The 18,628-nt window shown below is 62.1% G+C and carries 17 protein-coding genes; 6 read left to right on the forward strand and 11 right to left on the reverse strand.

Annotated features, from left to right (window positions below):
* Positions 1-6: 6 nt before the first annotated feature.
* Positions 7-1,338, forward strand: a complete 1,332-nt coding sequence (locus G0P99_RS14015; protein ID WP_164130831.1) for a S41 family peptidase — start codon at positions 7-9, stop codon at positions 1,336-1,338.
* A gap of 75 nt (positions 1,339-1,413) precedes the next feature.
* Here G0P99_RS14015 and G0P99_RS14020 read toward each other — a convergent pair whose 3' ends face one another.
* Both G0P99_RS14020 and G0P99_RS14025 read right to left on the reverse strand, forming a co-directional pair.
* Entirely contained in the window at positions 1,414-1,791 is a 378-nt protein-coding gene (locus tag G0P99_RS14020) for a hypothetical protein (protein WP_164130834.1), read from the reverse strand.
* Between the two features lie 13 nt (positions 1,792-1,804).
* Complete coding sequence (locus tag G0P99_RS14025; protein WP_164130835.1) at positions 1,805-2,566, reverse strand: DUF6478 family protein; 762 nt, start codon at positions 2,564-2,566, stop codon at positions 1,805-1,807.
* Between the two features lie 271 nt (positions 2,567-2,837).
* Between G0P99_RS14025 and G0P99_RS14030 the strand changes: the two genes are divergently transcribed.
* Genes G0P99_RS14030 through G0P99_RS14045 form a run of 4 tightly spaced genes read left to right on the forward strand, consistent with a single transcriptional unit; the run spans position 2,838 to position 9,126 of the window.
* The gene (locus G0P99_RS14030) at positions 2,838-5,954 is read left to right on the forward strand and encodes an ABC transporter transmembrane domain-containing protein (RefSeq protein ID WP_164130837.1); all 3,117 of its coding nucleotides are present in this window, start codon (positions 2,838-2,840) and stop codon (positions 5,952-5,954) included.
* The gene (locus G0P99_RS14035; protein ID WP_164130839.1) at positions 5,947-6,837 is read left to right on the forward strand and encodes a CPBP family intramembrane glutamic endopeptidase; all 891 of its coding nucleotides are present in this window, start codon (positions 5,947-5,949) and stop codon (positions 6,835-6,837) included. Before G0P99_RS14030 ends, G0P99_RS14035 begins: the two co-directional genes overlap by 8 nt.
* Positions 6,838-6,895: 58 nt before the next feature.
* Entirely contained in the window at positions 6,896-7,855 is a 960-nt protein-coding gene (accD, locus tag G0P99_RS14040; RefSeq protein WP_164130841.1) for an acetyl-CoA carboxylase, carboxyltransferase subunit beta, read from the forward strand.
* On the forward strand, positions 7,852-9,126 hold the full coding sequence (locus G0P99_RS14045) for a folylpolyglutamate synthase/dihydrofolate synthase family protein (protein WP_164130843.1): 1,275 nt from the start codon (positions 7,852-7,854) through the stop codon (positions 9,124-9,126). The genes accD and G0P99_RS14045 overlap by 4 nt, the downstream gene beginning before the upstream one ends.
* Before the next feature lie 104 nt (positions 9,127-9,230).
* On the opposite strand, the gene G0P99_RS14050 is transcribed toward G0P99_RS14045, so the two are convergent.
* The 4 genes from G0P99_RS14050 to G0P99_RS14065 form a co-directional block, all read right to left on the reverse strand.
* Entirely contained in the window at positions 9,231-9,422 is a 192-nt protein-coding gene (locus G0P99_RS14050; RefSeq protein WP_164130845.1) for a hypothetical protein, read from the reverse strand.
* A gap of 45 nt (positions 9,423-9,467) precedes the next feature.
* Complete coding sequence (locus G0P99_RS14055; RefSeq protein ID WP_164130847.1) at positions 9,468-9,647, reverse strand: hypothetical protein; 180 nt, start codon at positions 9,645-9,647, stop codon at positions 9,468-9,470.
* 491 nt (positions 9,648-10,138) lie between these two features.
* Positions 10,139-11,161: an aspartate-semialdehyde dehydrogenase gene (locus G0P99_RS14060; protein ID WP_164130849.1), complete on the reverse strand. Its 1,023-nt coding sequence runs from the start codon at positions 11,159-11,161 to the stop codon at positions 10,139-10,141.
* An 83-nt stretch (positions 11,162-11,244) separates the two neighbouring features.
* A complete protein-coding gene (locus tag G0P99_RS14065) occupies positions 11,245-12,417 on the reverse strand; it encodes an MFS transporter (RefSeq protein ID WP_164130851.1) in 1,173 nt (390 codons plus the stop codon).
* Between the two features lie 136 nt (positions 12,418-12,553).
* On the opposite strand from G0P99_RS14065, the gene G0P99_RS14070 reads away from it, so the two are divergent.
* Entirely contained in the window at positions 12,554-13,699 is a 1,146-nt protein-coding gene (locus tag G0P99_RS14070; protein ID WP_164130853.1) for a DUF3095 domain-containing protein, read from the forward strand.
* Here the strand turns inward: G0P99_RS14070 and G0P99_RS14075 are convergent.
* The 5 genes from G0P99_RS14075 to G0P99_RS14095 form a co-directional block, all read right to left on the reverse strand.
* Positions 13,696-14,748, reverse strand: coding sequence for a branched-chain amino acid ABC transporter permease (locus tag G0P99_RS14075; RefSeq protein ID WP_164130855.1), 1,053 nt, complete (start codon positions 14,746-14,748; stop codon positions 13,696-13,698). The two genes, G0P99_RS14070 and G0P99_RS14075, sit on opposite strands and share 4 nt — an antisense overlap.
* Positions 14,745-15,776, reverse strand: a complete 1,032-nt coding sequence (locus tag G0P99_RS14080; protein ID WP_164130857.1) for a branched-chain amino acid ABC transporter permease — start codon at positions 15,774-15,776, stop codon at positions 14,745-14,747. Before G0P99_RS14080 ends, G0P99_RS14075 begins: the two co-directional genes overlap by 4 nt.
* Before the next feature lie 60 nt (positions 15,777-15,836).
* On the reverse strand, positions 15,837-16,559 hold the full coding sequence (locus G0P99_RS14085) for an ABC transporter ATP-binding protein (RefSeq protein WP_164130859.1): 723 nt from the start codon (positions 16,557-16,559) through the stop codon (positions 15,837-15,839).
* Positions 16,552-17,316, reverse strand: a complete 765-nt coding sequence (locus G0P99_RS14090; protein WP_164130861.1) for an ABC transporter ATP-binding protein — start codon at positions 17,314-17,316, stop codon at positions 16,552-16,554. The genes G0P99_RS14085 and G0P99_RS14090 overlap by 8 nt, the downstream gene beginning before the upstream one ends.
* A gap of 72 nt (positions 17,317-17,388) precedes the next feature.
* Positions 17,389-18,564: a substrate-binding domain-containing protein gene (locus G0P99_RS14095; RefSeq protein ID WP_164130863.1), complete on the reverse strand. Its 1,176-nt coding sequence runs from the start codon at positions 18,562-18,564 to the stop codon at positions 17,389-17,391.
* Positions 18,565-18,628: the final 64 nt, after the last annotated feature.

Consider the following 18,628-nt stretch of genomic DNA (forward strand, 5'->3'; position numbering starts at 1 on the left):
ACGAGCATGAGAAGATTCGTTGTGGCCGGTCTGGCCGGAACCCTGGCGGGTATCATTGCAACGACACAGGTGGCCGGTCCGCTGGTGGCGCAAGAGGCAAAGAGCAATTCCAAGGTCTACGAACAGTTGGACCTGTTTGGTGACATTTTCGAACGCATCCGTGCGCAGTACGTTGAAGAGGTCGACGCGGGCGAACTGATCGAGGCGGCGATTGACGGAATGCTGACCTCGCTCGATCCGCATTCCTCGTACCTGTCGCCCGAGGATGCGGCCCAGATGCGGGTGCAGACACGGGGTGAGTTCGGGGGGCTAGGGATCGAGGTCACCCAGGAAGAGGGCTTCGTCAAGGTGGTGTCGCCGATTGATGGCACCCCGGCCGATGAGGCTGGGATCGAGGCGGGCGATTTCATTACCCATGTGGATGGTGAAAGCGTGCTGGGCCTGACGCTGGACAAGGCGGTGGAACTGATGCGCGGCCCGGTGGGCAGCGAGATCGTGATCACCGTGGTGCGCGAGGGCGAGGACGAGCCGTTCGACGTTTCGATCATCCGCGACACCATCAAGCTGACCGCCGTGCGTGCCCGAACCCAGGGCACCTCGGTTGTTTTGCGGGTCACCACGTTTAACGATCAGACCTATCCTAACCTGGAAGAGGGGCTGAAGAAGCAGGTCGAAGCAGCTGGTGGTATCGACAAGATCAACGGTATCGTTCTGGACCTGCGCAACAATCCCGGCGGACTGCTGACCCAGGCGATCAAGGTTTCGGACGCGTTCCTGAACAGCGGTGAAATCGTGTCGACCCGCGGCCGCAACCCGGAGGACGGCGAACGGTTCAACGCCACCGATGGCGATCTGGCGCAGGGTAAGCCGGTGGTCGTGTTGATCAACGGGGGCTCGGCTTCGGCCTCTGAAATCGTCGCCGGTGCATTGCAGGATCATCGCCGGGCGATTGTCGTCGGGACCAAGAGCTTTGGCAAAGGGTCGGTCCAGACGGTGATGCCGCTGCGGGGCGATGGCGCCATGCGTCTGACCACCGCACGCTATTATACGCCGTCGGGCCGCTCGATCCAGGCGCTGGGCGTCAGCCCGGACATCGTGGTTGAACAGCCGCGCCGTCGCACCGAGGCCGAGGAAGAGGCGACCTCGCCCCGCGCCCGGTCCGAGGCCGATCTGCGTGGCCGTCTGAACAATGACAGCCTGAGCGAGGATGAAATCCGCCAGATTGAGGAAGATCGGGCCAAGGCCGAGGCCACCGCCGAACTGCGGCAGGAAGATTACCAGCTGGCCTATGCGATCGACATCCTCAAGGGCCTGTCGGCTTTCACACCGGCAAAGTAAGCCACGCACCGTGAATACGACAGGAGCCGCGCCCGACGGGCGCGGCTCCTTCGTTTCCAAGCCGGTTTATCGGGGCTAAAGGGTCTCCAGACAATGACGCCGAAAGGCGCGCTTCAACATGTCCAGTTCGGCCCGCAACAGCTCGACTTCAGCGCGCAGATCGTCGGGCACGCTTTCTCCGGCGATGATGGTGAAGCTGCCAAGCTTTGCATCTGCATCGACGTCCCGGATCAGGAATGTCTGCACGCCGTCGGCGATGGCGTACTCCGGAACAGGAACGGTCAGGGTCCAGAACGTACTGTCGGTGCCTTCGACCAGTTCAACCCCGTCTACCGGTTGATCCAGATGCGTGACCTCGATCCGTGGCCGCTTGCCGGTGGTGGGTGCTCCGGCGATGCGCCCTTCCCAAACCGAATTGCGGAACCGGATTTTGGTGAGTGTAAGTTCGCTCATGTCATGTTCCCGTTCACAAGGCGGCGCGGCGGTGCCGGCAGAACGTCAGGTCGCGGATCACCACCTGGTTCATTTCGGGTGCTTCAAAGATCAGGTCCAGCCAGATCTTTTCGATCCGCTTCTCATTGAGCCGCGAATAGGCCAGATCGAATTCGACCATCACATCCTGCTCGTGCAGTGGCAATTCCCGAACGATCTGTTCGGTGTTGGGCCCGTGCCGGATGTTGAGGCGGGCGAAGATCTCCAGCGGTTTCTCCGTTTCGATGATCGTGTCCACCCGCAACAGGTGCGCGCGGGTCAATCCGTCCACCGCATCCTCGGGGAGGTCGATCACCAGCGAGAGGAAGGACCCGTCGAATTTGAAAACGTCCATCCGCAAGCCGTAGGGCGCCAGATCCGCCTCGCGCAAGTTGCGCAACTGCCGGAGTGTCAGTTCTGAGAACTCGCAGTCGTGAAACAGGGTCACCTCATTTCCGAGCATGGAACGTGTCGGGACCGAGGACAGGCCGGGCGTCGGCAGCGGCCCACGCCACAATTCGGGCCGCCAGGACCAATCGGTTCCATGCGGCTTGGGAAAGTAGGATGACCCGATCAATGGCAGGGCAAGGCGACCGTCGGCCACATTGATCAGACGGTCCAGATGAGTCCGAAGGTCACGGGCGCGATTACGCTGGCGGCGCAATTCGGACAGCGGCGCGGCAGGCGAATTGCGCGCCGCCGCGCGCCAGCGCCGCATCTCGCGCAAGTGAAACAATCTGTCCAGTAGCCTGCCCATTTCCGCCCGTCAAAAGTGGTGACTTGGTATTTTCTCTGTTTAACGAAAGGATGTTAACTAATTAAGCCCAAGAACCGAGTTTGGGCGCTTTTTTTCAACCGGGTGGAAACAATCGCGGGGCTGGCGGGATTGTCGGCAAAGGTGACGTCGATCCCGCACCGGTCGAAGCGCTTGAATTTGCAGCCTTCAATGCTTACCGTCCTTATTCCGGGAATAGCCGCGTTTCAGACGCTGGGCCGTGGGTTTGCAGTGCGGTGACGAAAGGTGGGACATGGAGCCCAGTCTGTTTTCCTTCATCTGGAAGTACTCGAGGAAACAGCAACTCACCCTGCTGGCCCTGACGCTGGTTTCCTTTCCCTTTCTCTATGCCTCGCTGGAATTGCCCAAGCGGATCATCAACGATGCCATTGGCGCCGAGTTGAACCGCGTCACCGTCTGGGGCGTGGAACTGACCCAGATCCAGTACCTGTTTGCCCTGTGCCTGGCGTTTTTGGCAATGGTGCTGATCAGCGGGCTGATGAAGATGAAACTCAACACCATGAAAGGGGTGTTGAGCGAACGGATGCTCCGGCGGTTGCGATACATGCTGATCGGTCGGATGATGCGGTTCCCGCGCAGCTATTACCAGACCACCAGCCAGGGCGAGCTGGTTTCGATGATCACGTCCGAGGCCGAGCCCATGGGCGGGTTGATGGGCGATGCCATCGCCCAACCCGTGTTCCAGGCGGGCCAGATGCTGACAATCGTCACGTTCCTGTTCATGCAAAACGTCTGGTTCGGGCTTGCCTCAGTCGCGCTGATCCCGTTGCAGGCCTGGATCATTCCCAAGCTTCAGCGCCAGATCAACCTCTTGAACAAGGCCCGCATTCAGGAAGTCAGGCGGCTGAGTTCCGAGATCGGCGAAACCGCCGCCGGAATCTCGGATCTGCGCGCCAACGGCGGGTGGCGCTACCGGCTGGCGCAGGTGACAGATCGGCTCGGGCGGCTCTACGATATCCGGTTCAGGATCTATCAGAAGAAATTCTTCATGAAGTTCCTGAACAACCTGATTTCTCAGATGACGCCGTTCCTGTTCTATTCGGTGGGCGGTTATCTGGCGATCCAGGGGCAGATCACCGTTGGGGCGCTTGTGGCGGCGCTGGCGGCCTACAAGGATCTCTCCAGCCCTTGGAAGGAACTTCTCGATTACTACAACCAGGTGCAGGACATGTCGTTGCGCTGGCAGGTGGTGACCGAACGGTTTGCGCCGCTCGACATGATACCGGCTGAACTGTTCGAGGGCGAGCCTGAGACCATTCCGCGGCTGGATGGGCCGATCGAGCTGCGCGATGTCACCGTGCGGGATCAGGATGGCAACACGATTCTGGAAGATATCAACCTGACCATTCCGCCCGCCGCGCGGGTTGCGATCCAGTCCGATCGTCCGGCGGAACGCGCAGCACTTGCGCAGTTGCTGACCCGAGAGATCCTGCCCTCGCGGGGGCAGGTGCTGTTGTCTGGACACCCGATCAACGAATTGCATCAGTCCGTGATCGCGGCGAGGATCGGGCATGCGCATTCCCGACCCTACCTGTTCGACGGAACGCTGGGTGACAATCTGATGATGCCGCTGCGCGTCCGCCCGCAGCAGGGTGACGCATCGGAGATGCGGCCGACGAGCCGGCAGATCGAAGCAATTCAGGCCGGGAACAGCAGCGACGGGTTGGATGGGGATTGGATCGATCCCTCTCTGGCCGGGTTGGAGGATGTCGATCAGATCAGGGACTGGTGGTTTCAGCTGGTCGAGGCGATGGGCACCGACGAGTTCATGTTTCGCCGCACCTTGCGGTCGATGATCGACGTTCGCGCCCATGCCGCACTTGCCGACGAGATCGTGGCGCTTCGCGATACGGTCGCGCACCGGTTGGCCGAGCGCGGCCTGGCCGATCTGGTCTACCGATTTGATCCGGAGCGTTTCAATCCTGCGGTGCCGCTGGGCGGCAACCTTTTGTATGCTGCTCCCGCCCGCAAGATTTCCCAGGATCAACTGGTCTCGGATGGCCGTTTCATCCCGATGCTGTACGAGGAGGGGCTGGCTGACGAGGCGATGTCGATGGCGCTGGGTGTTGTCGCGACATTGCGGCAAACCTTTGGCCGGGACGGAACCCAGCACCCGCTGTTCCGCAAACTCGGGCTGGAAGACGAAACCTATCTGCACCTGCTCGACATCGCGGACAGGCACGCGGCCCGTGGGGCAGAGGCGCTGAGTACGGATGACCGGGCGCTGTTGATGACAGTTCCCTTCCTGCTTACCGCCGAGCAGATTGGCCCCGCGTTCCCAGAGGAATACAAGGAAAAGATCCTTGCCATACGCCGCACCCGTGCGGACCGGCTGCGCGGACTGGTTGGCAGCGATTTTGTTGCGGTTGACCCGTCCACCTATATTCCACGCCTGACAGTTCTGGAAAACGCGCTTTTCGGGCGCGTTTCGATCATGGCGGGCGCGCGTGCCGAAGAGATCGAAGACGCCGTGGCCGAGATCATGAACGAAGCGGGGTTGAGGCGGAAACTGGCGGCCATCATCTATGACCTGCCTGCGGGTCTGGGCGGCGCGAACCTTCCGACGGTGTTTCAGGAACGCGCGGCCTTTTCCCGGGCCGCGATCAAGCGGCCCGACATTCTGATTCTGGACAAGGTGTTGGCCAGCCACGATTCGGAAAGCCGTTTGCGCACGCGCCAGAAGCTGCGCGACCTGCTGCCGAACGCGATCATCCTTTTTATGGAAGACCGTTTTGCCCATCCCGAAGCCTATGATCTTTTCGTCGACATCCGGCATGGCCGGATAGATGGCATTTCCGATGCGCATGTGGATCTGGGTGAAACGGCGGGGGTCGATCTGGATCGCAAGCTCAAGATCATCTCCGCAACCCCGCTGTTTGCGCGGCTCGACACCCGTAACCAGCGGCTGCTGGCGTTTTCGGCGCAATGGTACGATGTCCCGGCCGGACAGGTGATCTTTTCGCACGGGCAGACGGCGGATGCGGCCTATCTCTGCCTCGAAGGCCGTGCCGCGCTGCGCTGGCCGGACGATGCCCCGGGCGAACGACCGATTACCCTGGTCGGGCCGGGTCGGTTGATCGGAGATCTGTCGATCATCACGCGTCAACCCAGGCCGATGGACCTGATTGCCGAAACCGACAGCAAGTTCCTTCGGATCGGCGCGGAAGAGTTCAGGGCGGTGATCGAGCATGATGCCACCGTATCGCTACAGCTTCTTCAGACCGTTTCCGGGCACCTGGTCGAAGCGGGTGACATTCTGCGTGCCGCGCGCCTCAATATTACCGATTTTACCGACCCGGATATGAAAACGCGACTCCCCGATGTTCGAGGAGTTTCCCCCGATGTCTAAGCCAGACGCCTATGCCGCGCATGAGGCATTGGTTGCGCCAGGCAGGTCGAAGCCCGAGATATGGCGGCTGTTTCTGGGGCTGGCGCTGATCTCGGTGTTTGTATTGGCCTGCAATACGGCGGTCCTGGCTGCGGTTTCCAGGTTTGCCTCGCCAGAATGGACGGAAAGCTTTCTGGCGGGAACGACGCCCTCAGGACTTCTCCTGCTGTTGAGCAGTTTTCTGTTTGTTACCCTGGGCGTTGCCCTGGCCGCACGGTTTGTCAACAAGCGGAGGTTTTGGGGAATCCTGGGCCAACCGCACCTTGCGGCTTCGCAGTTCTGGCGGGTGTTCCGGACACTGGTTGGCCTTGGTGTGGTTCTGCTTATCTTGCCGCCCTACGACATGGGCGAACCACTGGAGGACAATCTGTCGCTTGGGCTCTGGCTGCCGCTGCTTCCATTGTCGCTTGTCGCCATCGGCCTCCAGACCAGCGCCGAGGAAATCCTGTTCCGGGGCTATGTTCAGCAGGCCATTGCCGCGCGGTTCCGGAGCCGGATTGTCTGGATGGTGCTGCCATCCTTGTTGTTTGCCCTGGGTCATTACCTGCCTGCTGAGGCGGGTGAAAACGCGCTGCTGATTGCGCTTTGGTCGTTTGTATTCGGAATGTTCACTGCCGATATCACGGCCCGGTCGGGTACGCTTGGCCCGGCCATTGCCATGCATCTGTTCAACAACATGGTGGCGCTGCTGATCGTCGCCTTGCCGGGCAGCCTCAGCGGATTGTCGCTCTACCTGTTGCCCTATGACATGGCCGATACCGAAAGCCTGCGTGCCTGGCTGGCGGTCGACTTTGCGGTGATGTTCGTGGCCTGGCTTGCTGCGCGGGTTGCATTGCGTCGCTGATTGCATTTCCGGGCACATCACCTTATCTGACCCGAGTGCAGCTTCACAGGGTTTCCAAATGAACTGGATCACGAACTACGTCCGGCCGCGGATCAATTCGATCTTCTCTCGTCGCGAGGTGCCCGAGAACCTCTGGCAGAAATGCGATGAATGCGGGACGATGCTGTTCCACCGCGAACTGGCGGAGAACCTGAACGTCTGCACGCAATGTGGTCACCACATGAACATTTCGCCGCGCGCCCGTTTCACGGGGCTGTTCGATGGCGGCGTGTTTGTCGAGGTGGACGTGCCGGAGCCAGTGGCCGATCCGCTGCATTTCCGGGATCAGAAGAAGTATCCTGATCGGATGAAGGCGGCCCAAAAGGGGTCCGGCGAGAAAGAGGCCATGCTGGTCGCCACCGGCGAGATCGGCCGCACGCCGATCGTGGCGGCTGCACAGGACTTTTCCTTTATGGGCGGGTCGATGGGCATGTATGTGGGCAATGCCATCATCGCGGCGGCGCAAGAGGCGGTGAAGCTCAAGCGCCCGCTGATCCTGTTCTCGGCTGCTGGCGGCGCCCGCATGCAGGAGGGCATCCTGAGCCTGATGCAGATGCCGCGTTCCACGGTGGCTGTTCAGATGCTGAAAGAGGCGGGCCTGCCCTATATCGTCGTGTTGACCCATCCCACGACCGGTGGCGTGACGGCTTCCTATGCCATGTTGGGTGATGTGCATATCGCCGAACCCAATGCGCTGATCTGCTTTGCCGGGCCGCGCGTGATCGAACAAACCATCCGGGAAACTCTGCCCGAAGGGTTTCAGCGCGCCGAATACCTGCTGGATCACGGCATGCTGGACCGGGTCGTCAAGCGCACGGATTTGCGGGACGAGTTGATCACCATCACCCGGATGCTGATGAAACTGCCGCCCGTCGTGCGCGGGGAATTGCCGGCACCGGCGGTCAAGGCCGATGAACCAGCGGCCGAAAAAACCGCCGCGCCCAAACCCACCGAGTCCAAGGCTGCTGCCAAATCATGACCACACCCGGTTCCGATGTCATCCTTGAACGGATGATGGCGCTCCACCCCAAGATCATCGACCTGACGCTGGACCGGGTGTGGCGCCTGCTGGCCGCGCTGGATAATCCGCAGGACCGCCTGCCGCCGGTGATCCATATCGCGGGCACCAACGGCAAGGGATCGACCCAGGCGATGATCCGCGCCGGGATCGAAGGCGCGGGCAAGTCGGCCCATGCCTATACCTCGCCGCACCTGGCGCGGTTCCATGAACGTATCCGGGTGGCGGGAGAGCTGATCTCGGAACCCGATCTGGTGGCGGTTCTGGACGAATGTTATGCCGCAAATGACGGCGAGACGATCACGTATTTCGAGATCACCACCTGCGCGGCGCTTCTGGCCTTTGCCCGGACGCCTGCGGATTACACCCTGCTCGAAGTGGGCTTGGGCGGCAGGCTGGATGCGACCAATGTGATTGCGCGGCCCGCCTTGTCGATCATCACCCCAATCTCGATGGATCACGAGCAATACCTAGGCGACACGCTGGCCAAGATCGCGGGCGAAAAGGCCGGGATCATCAAGCGCGGCGTTCCGGTGGTGGTTGGTCCCCAGCCCGACGAGGTGATGGAGGTGATCGAAGCCACCGCTGCCCGTCTTGGCGCGCCTCTGATCGCCTATGGCCAACACTGGCATGTGCGGGAAGAACACGGGCGGCTGGTGTTCGAGGATGAAACCGGCTTGTGCGACCTGCCGCTGCCCAACTTGCTTGGGGGGCACCAGATCCAGAACGCAGGCGCGGCGCTGGCGGCATTGCGACACCTGAACATGGGTGAGGCTGCGTATGAGGCGGCCGTGACCAACGCCTATTGGCCCGCCCGGATGCAGAGGCTGAAGACAGGTCCCCTGACACAAATGGCGCCCCAGGTCGAGTTGTGGCTTGACGGGGGCCACAACCCGGCAGCGGGCGAGGCGCTGGCAGATTTGCTGGCACGTCTTCCGGCGCGGCCGACACACCTGATCTGCGGCATGCTCAACACCAAGGATGTCTCAGGCTATCTGCGTCCACTTGCAGGTCAGGCAGATAGCCTTACAGCCGTTTCCATTCCGGGCGAGGCGAACACCCTGTCCGCCGAGCAGACAGCCGCGGCGGCAACAGCCGTCGGTCTAACTGCCTCGACCGCGCCGGATGTCACCGCCGCGCTGGCCGGTATCGTGTCCAAGGATCCGTCCGCGCGCGTGCTGATCTGCGGCTCGCTTTATTTGGCGGGCAATATCCTGCGCGAGAACGGCTGATCTGACGCCTGGATATTGGGCGATACACCCGAAAGGCCGAAGTCATGACGCAAGAAAGGCGCCCCGCAAGGCGCCTTTCCTGAATTCTTGGCCAGGGTGGGGTGTCAGGCCGCGATCCGCTCGTCGTCCATCCGGGCACGCACCGAGAAGAACACCGGTTTCGCCTTTTCCCGCGCCCGATGGGCGAAAAAGTTCAGCACCTCACCTTCGGCCTCGGCGCCTTGCTTGGTGCGGCGCAGATACTCCAGCGCGGCGATGCGGTTCTGGCGGGCTTTCTGTGCGAGAGAGATGTTCATCTGGGTGCTCCTGGTGTTCTGAATGGCTGAATTCTATGGTTGGGCTCAGGCGGCGTCGCCGGATGTGCCCCAAGGGTTGGTGACGAAGAAAACGCCGGTCGCGGTGCGCAGCGGATGGGCCTGTGCGCGCCATTCGGCCATCGACAGGACATTGTCCGACCGGCCGTGGCTTTCGCCGACCAGGTTTTGCGCTTCGGGGCGACGGAAGGTGATGATGGTTGCCATTTTCGTTTTCCTCTTTGGTCAGAGGCGATACCGCCTTGCGTTTCGATTTTTTAGGGGCCCAGGCTTGGGAAACTTCGTCTCGTCGCCTTGAACCGGACTTGTTACTCTTGTCGTGCCTTCGGCTGCGGCGCGTCGGCGGATACAACTTTACCGGTACCTCTTTTGAGGTCTGTTCCGGCTGCCGCTGCCGTTTGGGCCGAAGGGTTAATTTCCTGATGCTCTAATGTTTGGCTGAGATTCGGTCGGGAATCGCGCAATTTTGTGGCGAAAAAGTGGAAAATCACAATTAAAACAAAAGTTTGTCCACGTCTTGGCCCAAGTTTGTCTTGTTCCGGACAGATTTTCGCTCGCTGGGAAACACACGGTTTCTGGAAGGGATTTAGTGATTCTCTCCCGGATTCGCACAATCAATGATTGCACCACCTCTCAGACAAAAGAAAACCGCCCCCATCCATCTGGACGGGGGCGGCGCATATCGTGTCACGGCGGTGTCAGCCCTTCTTCAGAACCTCGCGGCCCAGCAACTCGGCGATCTGAACCGCGTTCAGTGCCGCGCCCTTGCGCAGGTTGTCGGACACGCACCACAGGTTCAGCCCGTTTTCGACGGTGGAATCCTGCCGGATGCGGCTGATGAAGGTGGCGAAATCGCCAACGCATTCCTTGGGCGTGACGTAGCCACCGGGTTCGCGCTTGTCGATCACCATGATACCCGGCGCCTCGCGCAGGATGTCGCGGGCCTCGTCCTCGTCCAGGAACTCCTCGAACTCGATGTTGATCGCCTCGGAATGGCCGACAAAGACCGGCACCCGCACGCAGGTTGCGGTGACCTTGATCGAGGGATCGACGATCTTCTTGGTCTCGGCGACCATCTTCCATTCTTCCTTGGTCGAGCCGTCTTCCATGAAGACGTCGATATGGGGAATGACGTTGAAGGCGATTTCCTTCTGGAACTTCTTCGGGGGCACGTCCGAGGTCGGGTTATAGACAGCCTTGGTCTGCTCCCACAGCTCGTCCATACCTTCCTTGCCCGCGCCCGACACCGACTGATAGGTCGAGACGACGACGCGCTTGATCGTGGCGCGGTCATGCAGCGGCTTCAGTGCCACCACCATCTGCGCGGTCGAGCAGTTGGGGTTGGCGATGATGTTCTTCTTGGCGTAGCCGTGGACCGCCTGCGGGTTCACTTCGGGCACGATCAGCGGGATCTCGGGGTCGTAGCGGTAGAGCGAGCTGTTGTCGATCACCACGCAACCGGCAGCGGCCGCTTTGGGCGCATAGATCTTGGTCGCGTCCGAGCCGATGGCGAACAGTGCCATATCCCAGCTGGTGAAATCGAAAGTGTCCAGATCCTGGGTCTTGATAGTCTTGTCGCCAAAGCTGACTTCGGTGCCCAGGGATTTACGGCTTGCCAGCGCGGCAATCTCATCCACGGGGAACTGGCGCTCGGCCAGGATATTCAGCATTTCGCGGCCCACATTGCCCGTGGCGCCAGCGACGACGACGCGATAACCCATTTTCTTGTTTCTCCAGATATACCCGGTCGCCTTGACCGGCGGCGGTTCCATACAGGGAAAGTGAGGGCGAGGAAAGGCCCCAGTCAGGCCAGACTGTCGCGGCTGAACAGATAGATCACGAGACCGGCCGCCAGAGACACCGCAAAAAAGGTCACGATCGCGGTATAGGGGGCGGCGGCGCCAGCAGCGGCATAGCTTTCATGCAGGCGCCCGGTGACGAATTGCATCAGCCCCACGCCGCCAATGCCAAAGAGGTTGAGCAGAGTGACTCCGCGCCCCACCAGATGGGCCGGGATAAAGGCGCGGCCATGCGCCATGATTACCGGGAACGAGGCGCCGAGAAAGCCGATCGCCGCCAACAGTGCGACCGAAGACCAGACGCCAAGGTCGATCCACAGAACGAGCAGAGCCAGAGCCAGTACTCCGCCCAGATTGCCGCCGAAGATCACCCATTTGCGGGTCTTCAGAATCCGGTCAAGCGGCCCATAGGCAAAGGTTCCCGCAATCATTGCCGCACCCATGATCAGTGTCGCTTGCCCGATCTGCCCGGTGTCGAGGCCGTAAACATCACGCAGATATGGCCCCGCCCACAGCCCGCGCAGCGCCGCGGCCGGTGCGTAGGCGACCAGCATCAGCGGCAGGATGGTCCACAAAAGGGGCTGTTTCAGCAGGTCGAGAAGCGACCCCTTGCTGTCATGCTGCACCATCTCGGGGTCGCGCACCGATAGCCAGATACCCGCTGCCACCGCCGCCGATATCGCCGCAAGTCCAGCGAGTGTCGCGCGCCAGCCCATCAGCTCCACCGCCAGCGCGGTGGGGTACGAGGCCACCAGATTGCCAACCGACCCCACCCCCAGCATCACGGCGGCCAAGGTGGCAAAGCGCGCGGGCGGGTATTCGCGCGCAAAGATGTAGTAAGACGCCATCAGCACCGGCGAACAGCCGATCCCGATCAGTACCATTGCGGCGCTGATATGGAGGGGCGCCGTGGCTGCCGCAAACAGCGCCGCGCCCCCGCCGCCACCCACCAGCAGCAATGCCGCCGCCGTCCGGCGCGGTCCGATCCGGTCCAGCGCCCAGCCCACCGGGATCTGCATCGCGGCAAAGGTCAGGAACCACAGGCCCGAGGCAAAGGCCAGATCGTCGGGTCGCGCGCCGATATCACGGGCCAGATCGGCGGTCAGCACCGCCAGAAAGGCACGAAAGAACTGGCTGAGCACATAGGCCAGACACAGAATGATCAGACCGGCCTGCATGCGCCTTCCTCCCACATATACGCGTGCGTGATGGTTGCCATGTTATCGGCTTGCGCACAAGCGCGCCGACTGCACAGCAAGGCACTGGATTTCGCTGGAAGGCTGCTATCTAGAATGGTGTTGTCATGAGGGCCAAATGGTTGAAGATCCGGATTCGTTTTATGCCTCTCTGCGCCCGGTGATGGAATTCCCCGAGCTGTCGGAACCATCTCGGTTCACGCCCCTCCCTGATGACTGGGTGCTGGGCACCGCCGATATTGTCGACAGTACCGGAGAGATCGCGCGCGGGCGCTACAAGACCGTGAACATGGTTGGCGCGGCGGTGATCTCGGCCATGATAAACGCGATGGGCGACCTGCGCTTTCCCTATGTGTTCGGCGGTGACGGCGCTGGTTTCGCGGTGCCTGGCGACAAGGCCGGACAGGTGCGCGCGGTGTTGGCCGATCTGCGCCGCTGGGCGGAAGAGGAGTTCGGCATCGCCCTGCGCGCCGCGCTGGTGCCGGTGGCCGACATCCGTGCGGCCCGTCGGGATGTCCGGGTGGCCCGCTATGCGGCTTCGCAAGGTGTCGATTATGCCATGTTCTCGGGCCGGGGGCTGGCCTGGGCCGAGGCACGGATGAAGGCCGGGGAGTTCGCCGTTGACCCAAGTCCGCCCGGTGCGCAGCCGGATCTGACCGGGCTGTCCTGCCGCTGGTCCAACATGCGTGCCCGCAATGGGCAAATCCTGTCCATGGTGGTGCATCCAAGCGACAAGGCGACCGAGCGCGACTTTGCCGATCTGGCGCGCCGGGTCGTTGCCGCCGCCAACGGGTTGGAGCGAGGCGGCCATCCCGTCCCGCCCGGCGGCCCCGGCGTGACCTGGCCGCCGCCGGGCCTGTTGCTGGATGCGCATGTGTCGCGCGAAGGCCGCAATCTGAGCCGGCACAAACTGAAGCTTCTGGGCCAGAACCTGCTGATCTGGCTGCTGTTCCGCACTGGTTTGCGGCTGGGTGACTTCCAACCCGACCATTATGCCCGCATGGTCAGCCGCAACGCCGATTTCCGCAAATTCGATGACGGGTTGAAGATGACCCTCGACTGCGACGCCGAAACACGCGCACGGATCGAGGCGATCCTTGAAGAGGCCCGCCAACGCGGCAAGATCCGCTATGGTCTGTTTGCTCAGGACGAGGCGATGATGACCTGTTTCGTACCTTCGGCCATGCGCGACGATCACGTGCATTTCATCGACGGGGCGGCGGGTGGCTATGCCGCCGCCGCCGAGCGTATCCGCCGGGCCTAACCCCGCCGCAGACGCCCCACCACGCCGGTGGGAAAGAAATAGACGCTGAGGATGAACAGAACACCCAGCCACAGAAGCCAGCGGTCGGCATCCAGCAACTGCGGCAGCACCGGCAGAGCCTCGACCAGAGACCCGGCAGCCCCCATCAGGTTTTGCAGATAGTTCTGCGCCAGAACCAGCAGCGTCGCCCCGATCACCGCGCCATACATGGTACCCATGCCGCCGATCACCACCATCAGCAGGATGTCGATCATGATCTCCATGCTCAGCGTGGTGTCCGGCCCCACATAGCGCAGCCAGATCGCATAGAGACTGCCCGCCAGCGCCGCCACCGCCGCCGACAGGCAGGTCGCGGCAACCCGGTAATAGACCACACGATAACCGATCGCCTCGGCCCGGAAATCATTCTCGCGGATGGCCTGCAATACCCTGCCAAAGGGCGAATTCACCACCCGCAGCATCAGCAAGAACAGAACCAGACTGCCCAAGAAGACCACGTAATAGGACAACAGCTTGCCGTTCAGTTTCACCCCGAACAGCTCATCCCCGAACTTGAAGGCCGGACCCAGAGTGCGCGGCGTCTGAAAGGTCAGCCCATCCTCGCCCCCGGTCAGGCCCGACAGTTGGCTGACCAGCACCGCCACCGCCGAGGCCACCGCCAGCGTGATCATGGCGAAGAAGATCGCCCTTACCCGCAGACTGAAGAGGCCAATGACAAAGGCCAGCGCCGCCGCGAGCAGTGCGCCCGCACCCGCGCCCACAAGGATCGCGTCGAATCCGCGGCCCATATGAGTCAGGGCCAACGCCACCCCATATGCGCCGATGCCAAAGAACATGGTATGGGCGAAACTGACGATACCGCCATACCCCAAGAGCAGATCGTAACTGGCCACCAGCACGATGAACACGCAGATCCGTGCCGCCGTGTCGACGGTACGCACGCCGGGAAACAGGAACGGCGCCAGCGCCAGACAGATCAGGATCAGCCCCAGGACCAGAGCCAGCACCGATGAGCGGGGCATGTCGCCCGAAAGAACCGCCTTGATCATTTTGCCTTCACCACCGGAATCATGCCCATCGGGCGCCACATCAGGATCGCGACCATCAGGCCGATATTGGAAATCAGCGCCACCTTGGGTTCCAGGAAGGCAACATAGTTCTGCATCAGGCCGACAAGCAGCGCGCCGATGAAACAGCCCTCGACACTGCCCAGCCCGCCGATGATGACGACGATAAAGATCAGGATCATCGCCTGATTGCCCATATGGGCACTTACCACCTCTTGATAGAGACCCCACATGACGCCACCCAGCCCGGCCAGCGCGGATCCGGCGATGAAGACACCAACAAAGACCAGCCGCAGCCGGTAACCCAGCGCCTGCACCATCTCGCCATTCTCGACGCCGGCGCGCACGATCAGCCCGATCTTGGTGCGCCTGAGTGTCCAGCGCATACCCGCAAAGACCACAAGACCCAGGCCCACCGCCACCAGCCGGTATTTCTCCAGCGCGGCGCCGGCGAATGTGATCGCGCCCTTCAACGCCTCGGGGCGCGAGATATAGATCTCTTCGGGGCCCCAGAGCACGATGATCAGCTGCTCGACCACGATCAGCCCGCCCATGGTGACCAGGATCTGTTTCAGGTGATGGCCATAGACCGGCTCGACGATGACCTTTTCAAAGGCCCAGCCCATGGCGCCGGTGGCCAGCATCGCCCCGATCACTGCCAGTCCCATCGCCGCAAGGTTGAGCGCCAGCGAGGGCGCGCCGGTCAAGCCGCCCAGCATGAGCAGCACCGAAACACCGACAAATGCGCCCACCGAGACAAACGCGCCATGACCGAAGTTGATGACATCCATCAGGCCAAAGACCAGCGTCAGGCCCGAGGCCATGAGAAAGATCATCATCCCCATGGCCAGTCCCGATACCGTCAGCGTCAGCCAGGACGAGGTGTTCGGGATCGCCAGCAGCCCGGCCACGACAAGCAGCGGCACCAGCAGCACCGGCATCCAGGGCGCCAGCCGCTGCGCCAGCGACAGCCGCGCCATCGTGGGCGCGTGTTCCGGGGCCATGCTCATGACATGCCTCCAGCTTCTTTCTGGTCAAAAATACTCATCTCCAACCTCTCCACGCGCATCTCAATGGGCCTCCATGCTCAGACCCATCAACCGCTCCTGTAGGGCGGCATCGGTGGCCAGTTCGCGCATCTCTCCGGACCAGATGATGCGCCCGTCATCCATCACGCAGGCGCTGTCGCCCAGCGCCCGCGCGACCGAGAAGTTCTGCTCCACCAGCAGGATAGAGGCGCCCTGCGCCTTCAGCTCGCGCAGAGCCCGCGCCATGGTCGACACGATGGCCGGCGCAAGGCCCTTGGTGGGTTCGTCGATCAGGTAGAGCCGCCGCTCCTCGACCATTGCGCGCGCGATCGACAGCATCTGTTTCTGTCCGCCCGAGAGGTTCCCGGCCTCGGACTTCCAGAATGTCTTGAGCGGCGGAAAGGCCTGGAACACCCAGTCGAGCCGCGCGCTGTCGATGGGGCCGGACACGGCGGCCAGTACCATGTTTTCCTCGACCGTGAGATTGGCAAAGATGCCCATATCCTCGGGCACAAACCCGACACCGGCCCGCGCGATGGCGGGTGTCGGCATCTGGGTGATGTCCTGCCCGTCCAGCAGGATCCGGCCCTGACGCGCACGCCAATGCCCGATGATCGTGCGCAAGGTGGTGGTCTTGCCTACCCCGTTGCGCCCCAAGAGCATCGTCACCGCGCCGCGCGGCACCTCCAGTTCTACCCCTTGCAGGATGTGATACTGGGCGATGTTGGTATAGACGCCTTCCAGCCGCAGGATCGGATCAGACATCTTCCAGCTCCCGGCCCATATAGGCCTCTTGCACCACGTCCGAGGCCATCACCGTGGCCGGATCGCCATCGGCGGCCAGCGCGCCGTTATGCAGCACGATGATGCGGTCGGCCAGCGTGCGGATCACGTCCATCTTGTGTTCCACCAGCAGGATCGTCCGGTCGCGCTGCTCTTTCAGCTCGGCAATCAGGTCCAGCACCACGGGTGCCTCGTCCACGCTCATGCCCGCCGTGGGTTCGTCGAACATATAGACGGCAGGGTCGAGCGCGATCAGCAATGCGACCTCCAGCTTGCGCTGGTTACCATGGCTCAGCTCGGACACGGTCTGGTCGCGGTTTGCGATCAGCCGCACCCGGGTCAGGATCGCTTCGGCCGCCTCGGTCAGTTCGGTGTGACGGCTGGCCATCGACCACAGGTTCATCCCCTGGCCTGCCTTGGACTGCACCACCAGGCGCACGTTTTCCAGCACGCTGAGATTGGGAAACAGGTTGGTCAGCTGGAACGCGCGCCCAATCCCGGCGCGGGTGCGTTGGGACACCGACTGGCCCGAGATATCACGCCCACGCAGCAGGACACGACCCGCGCTGGCCGGGATCTGGCCCGAGATCAGGTTGAAATAGGTGGTCTTGCCGGCACCGTTCGGACCCACGATCGCGGTGAGTTCCCCGGTGTGAAAGGCGCACGAGACCGCGTCAACGGCCACATGGCCGCCAAACCGCACGGTCAGCCCCTCGGTCGCGAGGATGGGGGATGTCATGGCTTTGTCTTCCGCTTGCAAAAAGGCCGGTCCCGGCGCGTGGCGCGCCATGGGACCGGCCAGGTCGGGGAGTTAGTTGTTGCGGATCGGGATCGGCAGGTCGTCGATCGTCAGTTCACGCACCAGTTCGGGGATGGCCCAATCGACATTCGGGTCGACCTTGATCTTGAAGTGGTACATGGATTGCAGCGCCTGGTGATCCTCGGGGCGGAAGACCATCTTGCCCTTGGGCGTCTCCCATTCCATGCCTTCCATGGCCGAGATCAGCGCCTCGGTGTCGGTGGAGCTTGCCTTCTTGATGGCCTCGACCACGGCGATACCCGCTGCCATGCCACCCGCGGTGAAGAAATCGGGCGGGGTGCCGAAGCGGTCCTGATGGGTCTTGACCAGCCAGTCGTTCACCGGGTTCTGCGGGATCTCGTAGTAATAATAGGTCGCGCCCTGCATGCCCGGGAAATCCTTGTAGGCCGCCATTGCCGCCAGGATGTTGCCGCCGGTCGCGATCTCGATGCCGAAACGGCTGGGATCCATCGCCTGGATCTTGCCCATCGGATTGCCGCCACCGGCCCAGATGATGAACAGGCGTTTTTCGCCGTCCAGATCCTTCATCGCGTTAAAGATACGCTCGGCCGCTGCGGTAAAGTCGGTGGTGTCGGTTGGCACGTATTCCTCGTGCACGATGCCCGAGCCTGCGCCCTCCAGTGCTTCCTTGAAGGCGGCGATGCCGTCGCGGCCAAAGGCGTAGTCCTGCGCCAGCGTCGCGATATGCACATTCTCGCCCGCCAGTGCGATGGCGTTCGACACCGCGTCCTGGCTGCTGTTGCGTCCGGTGCGGAAGATATAGCGGTTCCAGTTGGCCCCGGTGATGGAATCCGCCACCGCCGGTTCGACGATCAGGATCTTTTCGTATTCCTCGGCCACCGGCAGCATCGCCAGCGCCACGCCCGAGCTGACCGGGCCCACGGCCAGATCAACTTCGTCGTCGCCATAGGCCTCTTCCAGCAGCGCCTTGCCGTTTTCCGGCTTGAGCTGGGTGTCTTTCTCGATCACCACGATCTTTTCGCCATTGATCTCCATCGACCCGCCGGTGGCATATTCCAGCCCCAGCATCAGCCCGTCATGGGACTGTTTGGCATAGGCCTCGAACGGGCCGGTCTTGCCATAGACATGGGCGATCTTGATGTCGGCGGCCGCAGCGGATGCCAGTGCCAAGACGGACACTGCCCCTGCGCACAGAATGCGTTTCATGTTTCTCCTCCCCAATGTGCGCCTTGGGTGTCGGCGCGTCGTGCTTAGAATGGCAACAGGCTAG

This window comes from Ruegeria sp. PrR005 (genome assembly GCF_010500245.1).
Taxonomy (GTDB): Bacteria; Pseudomonadota; Alphaproteobacteria; order Rhodobacterales; family Rhodobacteraceae; genus Ruegeria_B; species Ruegeria_B marisflavi.

Bases quoted from the DNA above. Each gene is read 5' to 3' on its own strand.
- accD (WP_164130841.1), top strand. From the start codon at position 6,896: ATGAACTGGATCACGAACTACGTCCGGCCGCGGATCAATTCGATCTTC.
- G0P99_RS14075 (WP_164130855.1), bottom strand. From the start codon at position 14,748: ATGATCAAGGCGGTTCTTTCGGGCGACATGCCCCGCTCATCGGTGCTG.
- G0P99_RS14080 (WP_164130857.1), bottom strand. From the start codon at position 15,776: ATGAGCATGGCCCCGGAACACGCGCCCACGATGGCGCGGCTGTCGCTG.
- G0P99_RS14035 (WP_164130839.1), top strand. From the start codon at position 5,947: ATGTCTAAGCCAGACGCCTATGCCGCGCATGAGGCATTGGTTGCGCCA.
- G0P99_RS14055 (WP_164130847.1), bottom strand. From the start codon at position 9,647: ATGGCAACCATCATCACCTTCCGTCGCCCCGAAGCGCAAAACCTGGTC.
- G0P99_RS14015 (WP_164130831.1), top strand. From the start codon at position 7: ATGAGAAGATTCGTTGTGGCCGGTCTGGCCGGAACCCTGGCGGGTATC.
- G0P99_RS14020 (WP_164130834.1), bottom strand. From the start codon at position 1,791: ATGAGCGAACTTACACTCACCAAAATCCGGTTCCGCAATTCGGTTTGG.
- G0P99_RS14030 (WP_164130837.1), top strand. From the start codon at position 2,838: ATGGAGCCCAGTCTGTTTTCCTTCATCTGGAAGTACTCGAGGAAACAG.
- G0P99_RS14090 (WP_164130861.1), bottom strand. From the start codon at position 17,316: ATGACATCCCCCATCCTCGCGACCGAGGGGCTGACCGTGCGGTTTGGC.
- G0P99_RS14085 (WP_164130859.1), bottom strand. From the start codon at position 16,559: ATGTCTGATCCGATCCTGCGGCTGGAAGGCGTCTATACCAACATCGCC.
- G0P99_RS14095 (WP_164130863.1), bottom strand. From the start codon at position 18,564: ATGAAACGCATTCTGTGCGCAGGGGCAGTGTCCGTCTTGGCACTGGCA.
- G0P99_RS14065 (WP_164130851.1), bottom strand. From the start codon at position 12,417: ATGCAGGCCGGTCTGATCATTCTGTGTCTGGCCTATGTGCTCAGCCAG.
- G0P99_RS14045 (WP_164130843.1), top strand. From the start codon at position 7,852: ATGACCACACCCGGTTCCGATGTCATCCTTGAACGGATGATGGCGCTC.
- G0P99_RS14025 (WP_164130835.1), bottom strand. From the start codon at position 2,566: ATGGGCAGGCTACTGGACAGATTGTTTCACTTGCGCGAGATGCGGCGC.
- G0P99_RS14070 (WP_164130853.1), top strand. From the start codon at position 12,554: ATGGTTGAAGATCCGGATTCGTTTTATGCCTCTCTGCGCCCGGTGATG.
- G0P99_RS14050 (WP_164130845.1), bottom strand. From the start codon at position 9,422: ATGAACATCTCTCTCGCACAGAAAGCCCGCCAGAACCGCATCGCCGCG.
- G0P99_RS14060 (WP_164130849.1), bottom strand. From the start codon at position 11,161: ATGGGTTATCGCGTCGTCGTCGCTGGCGCCACGGGCAATGTGGGCCGC.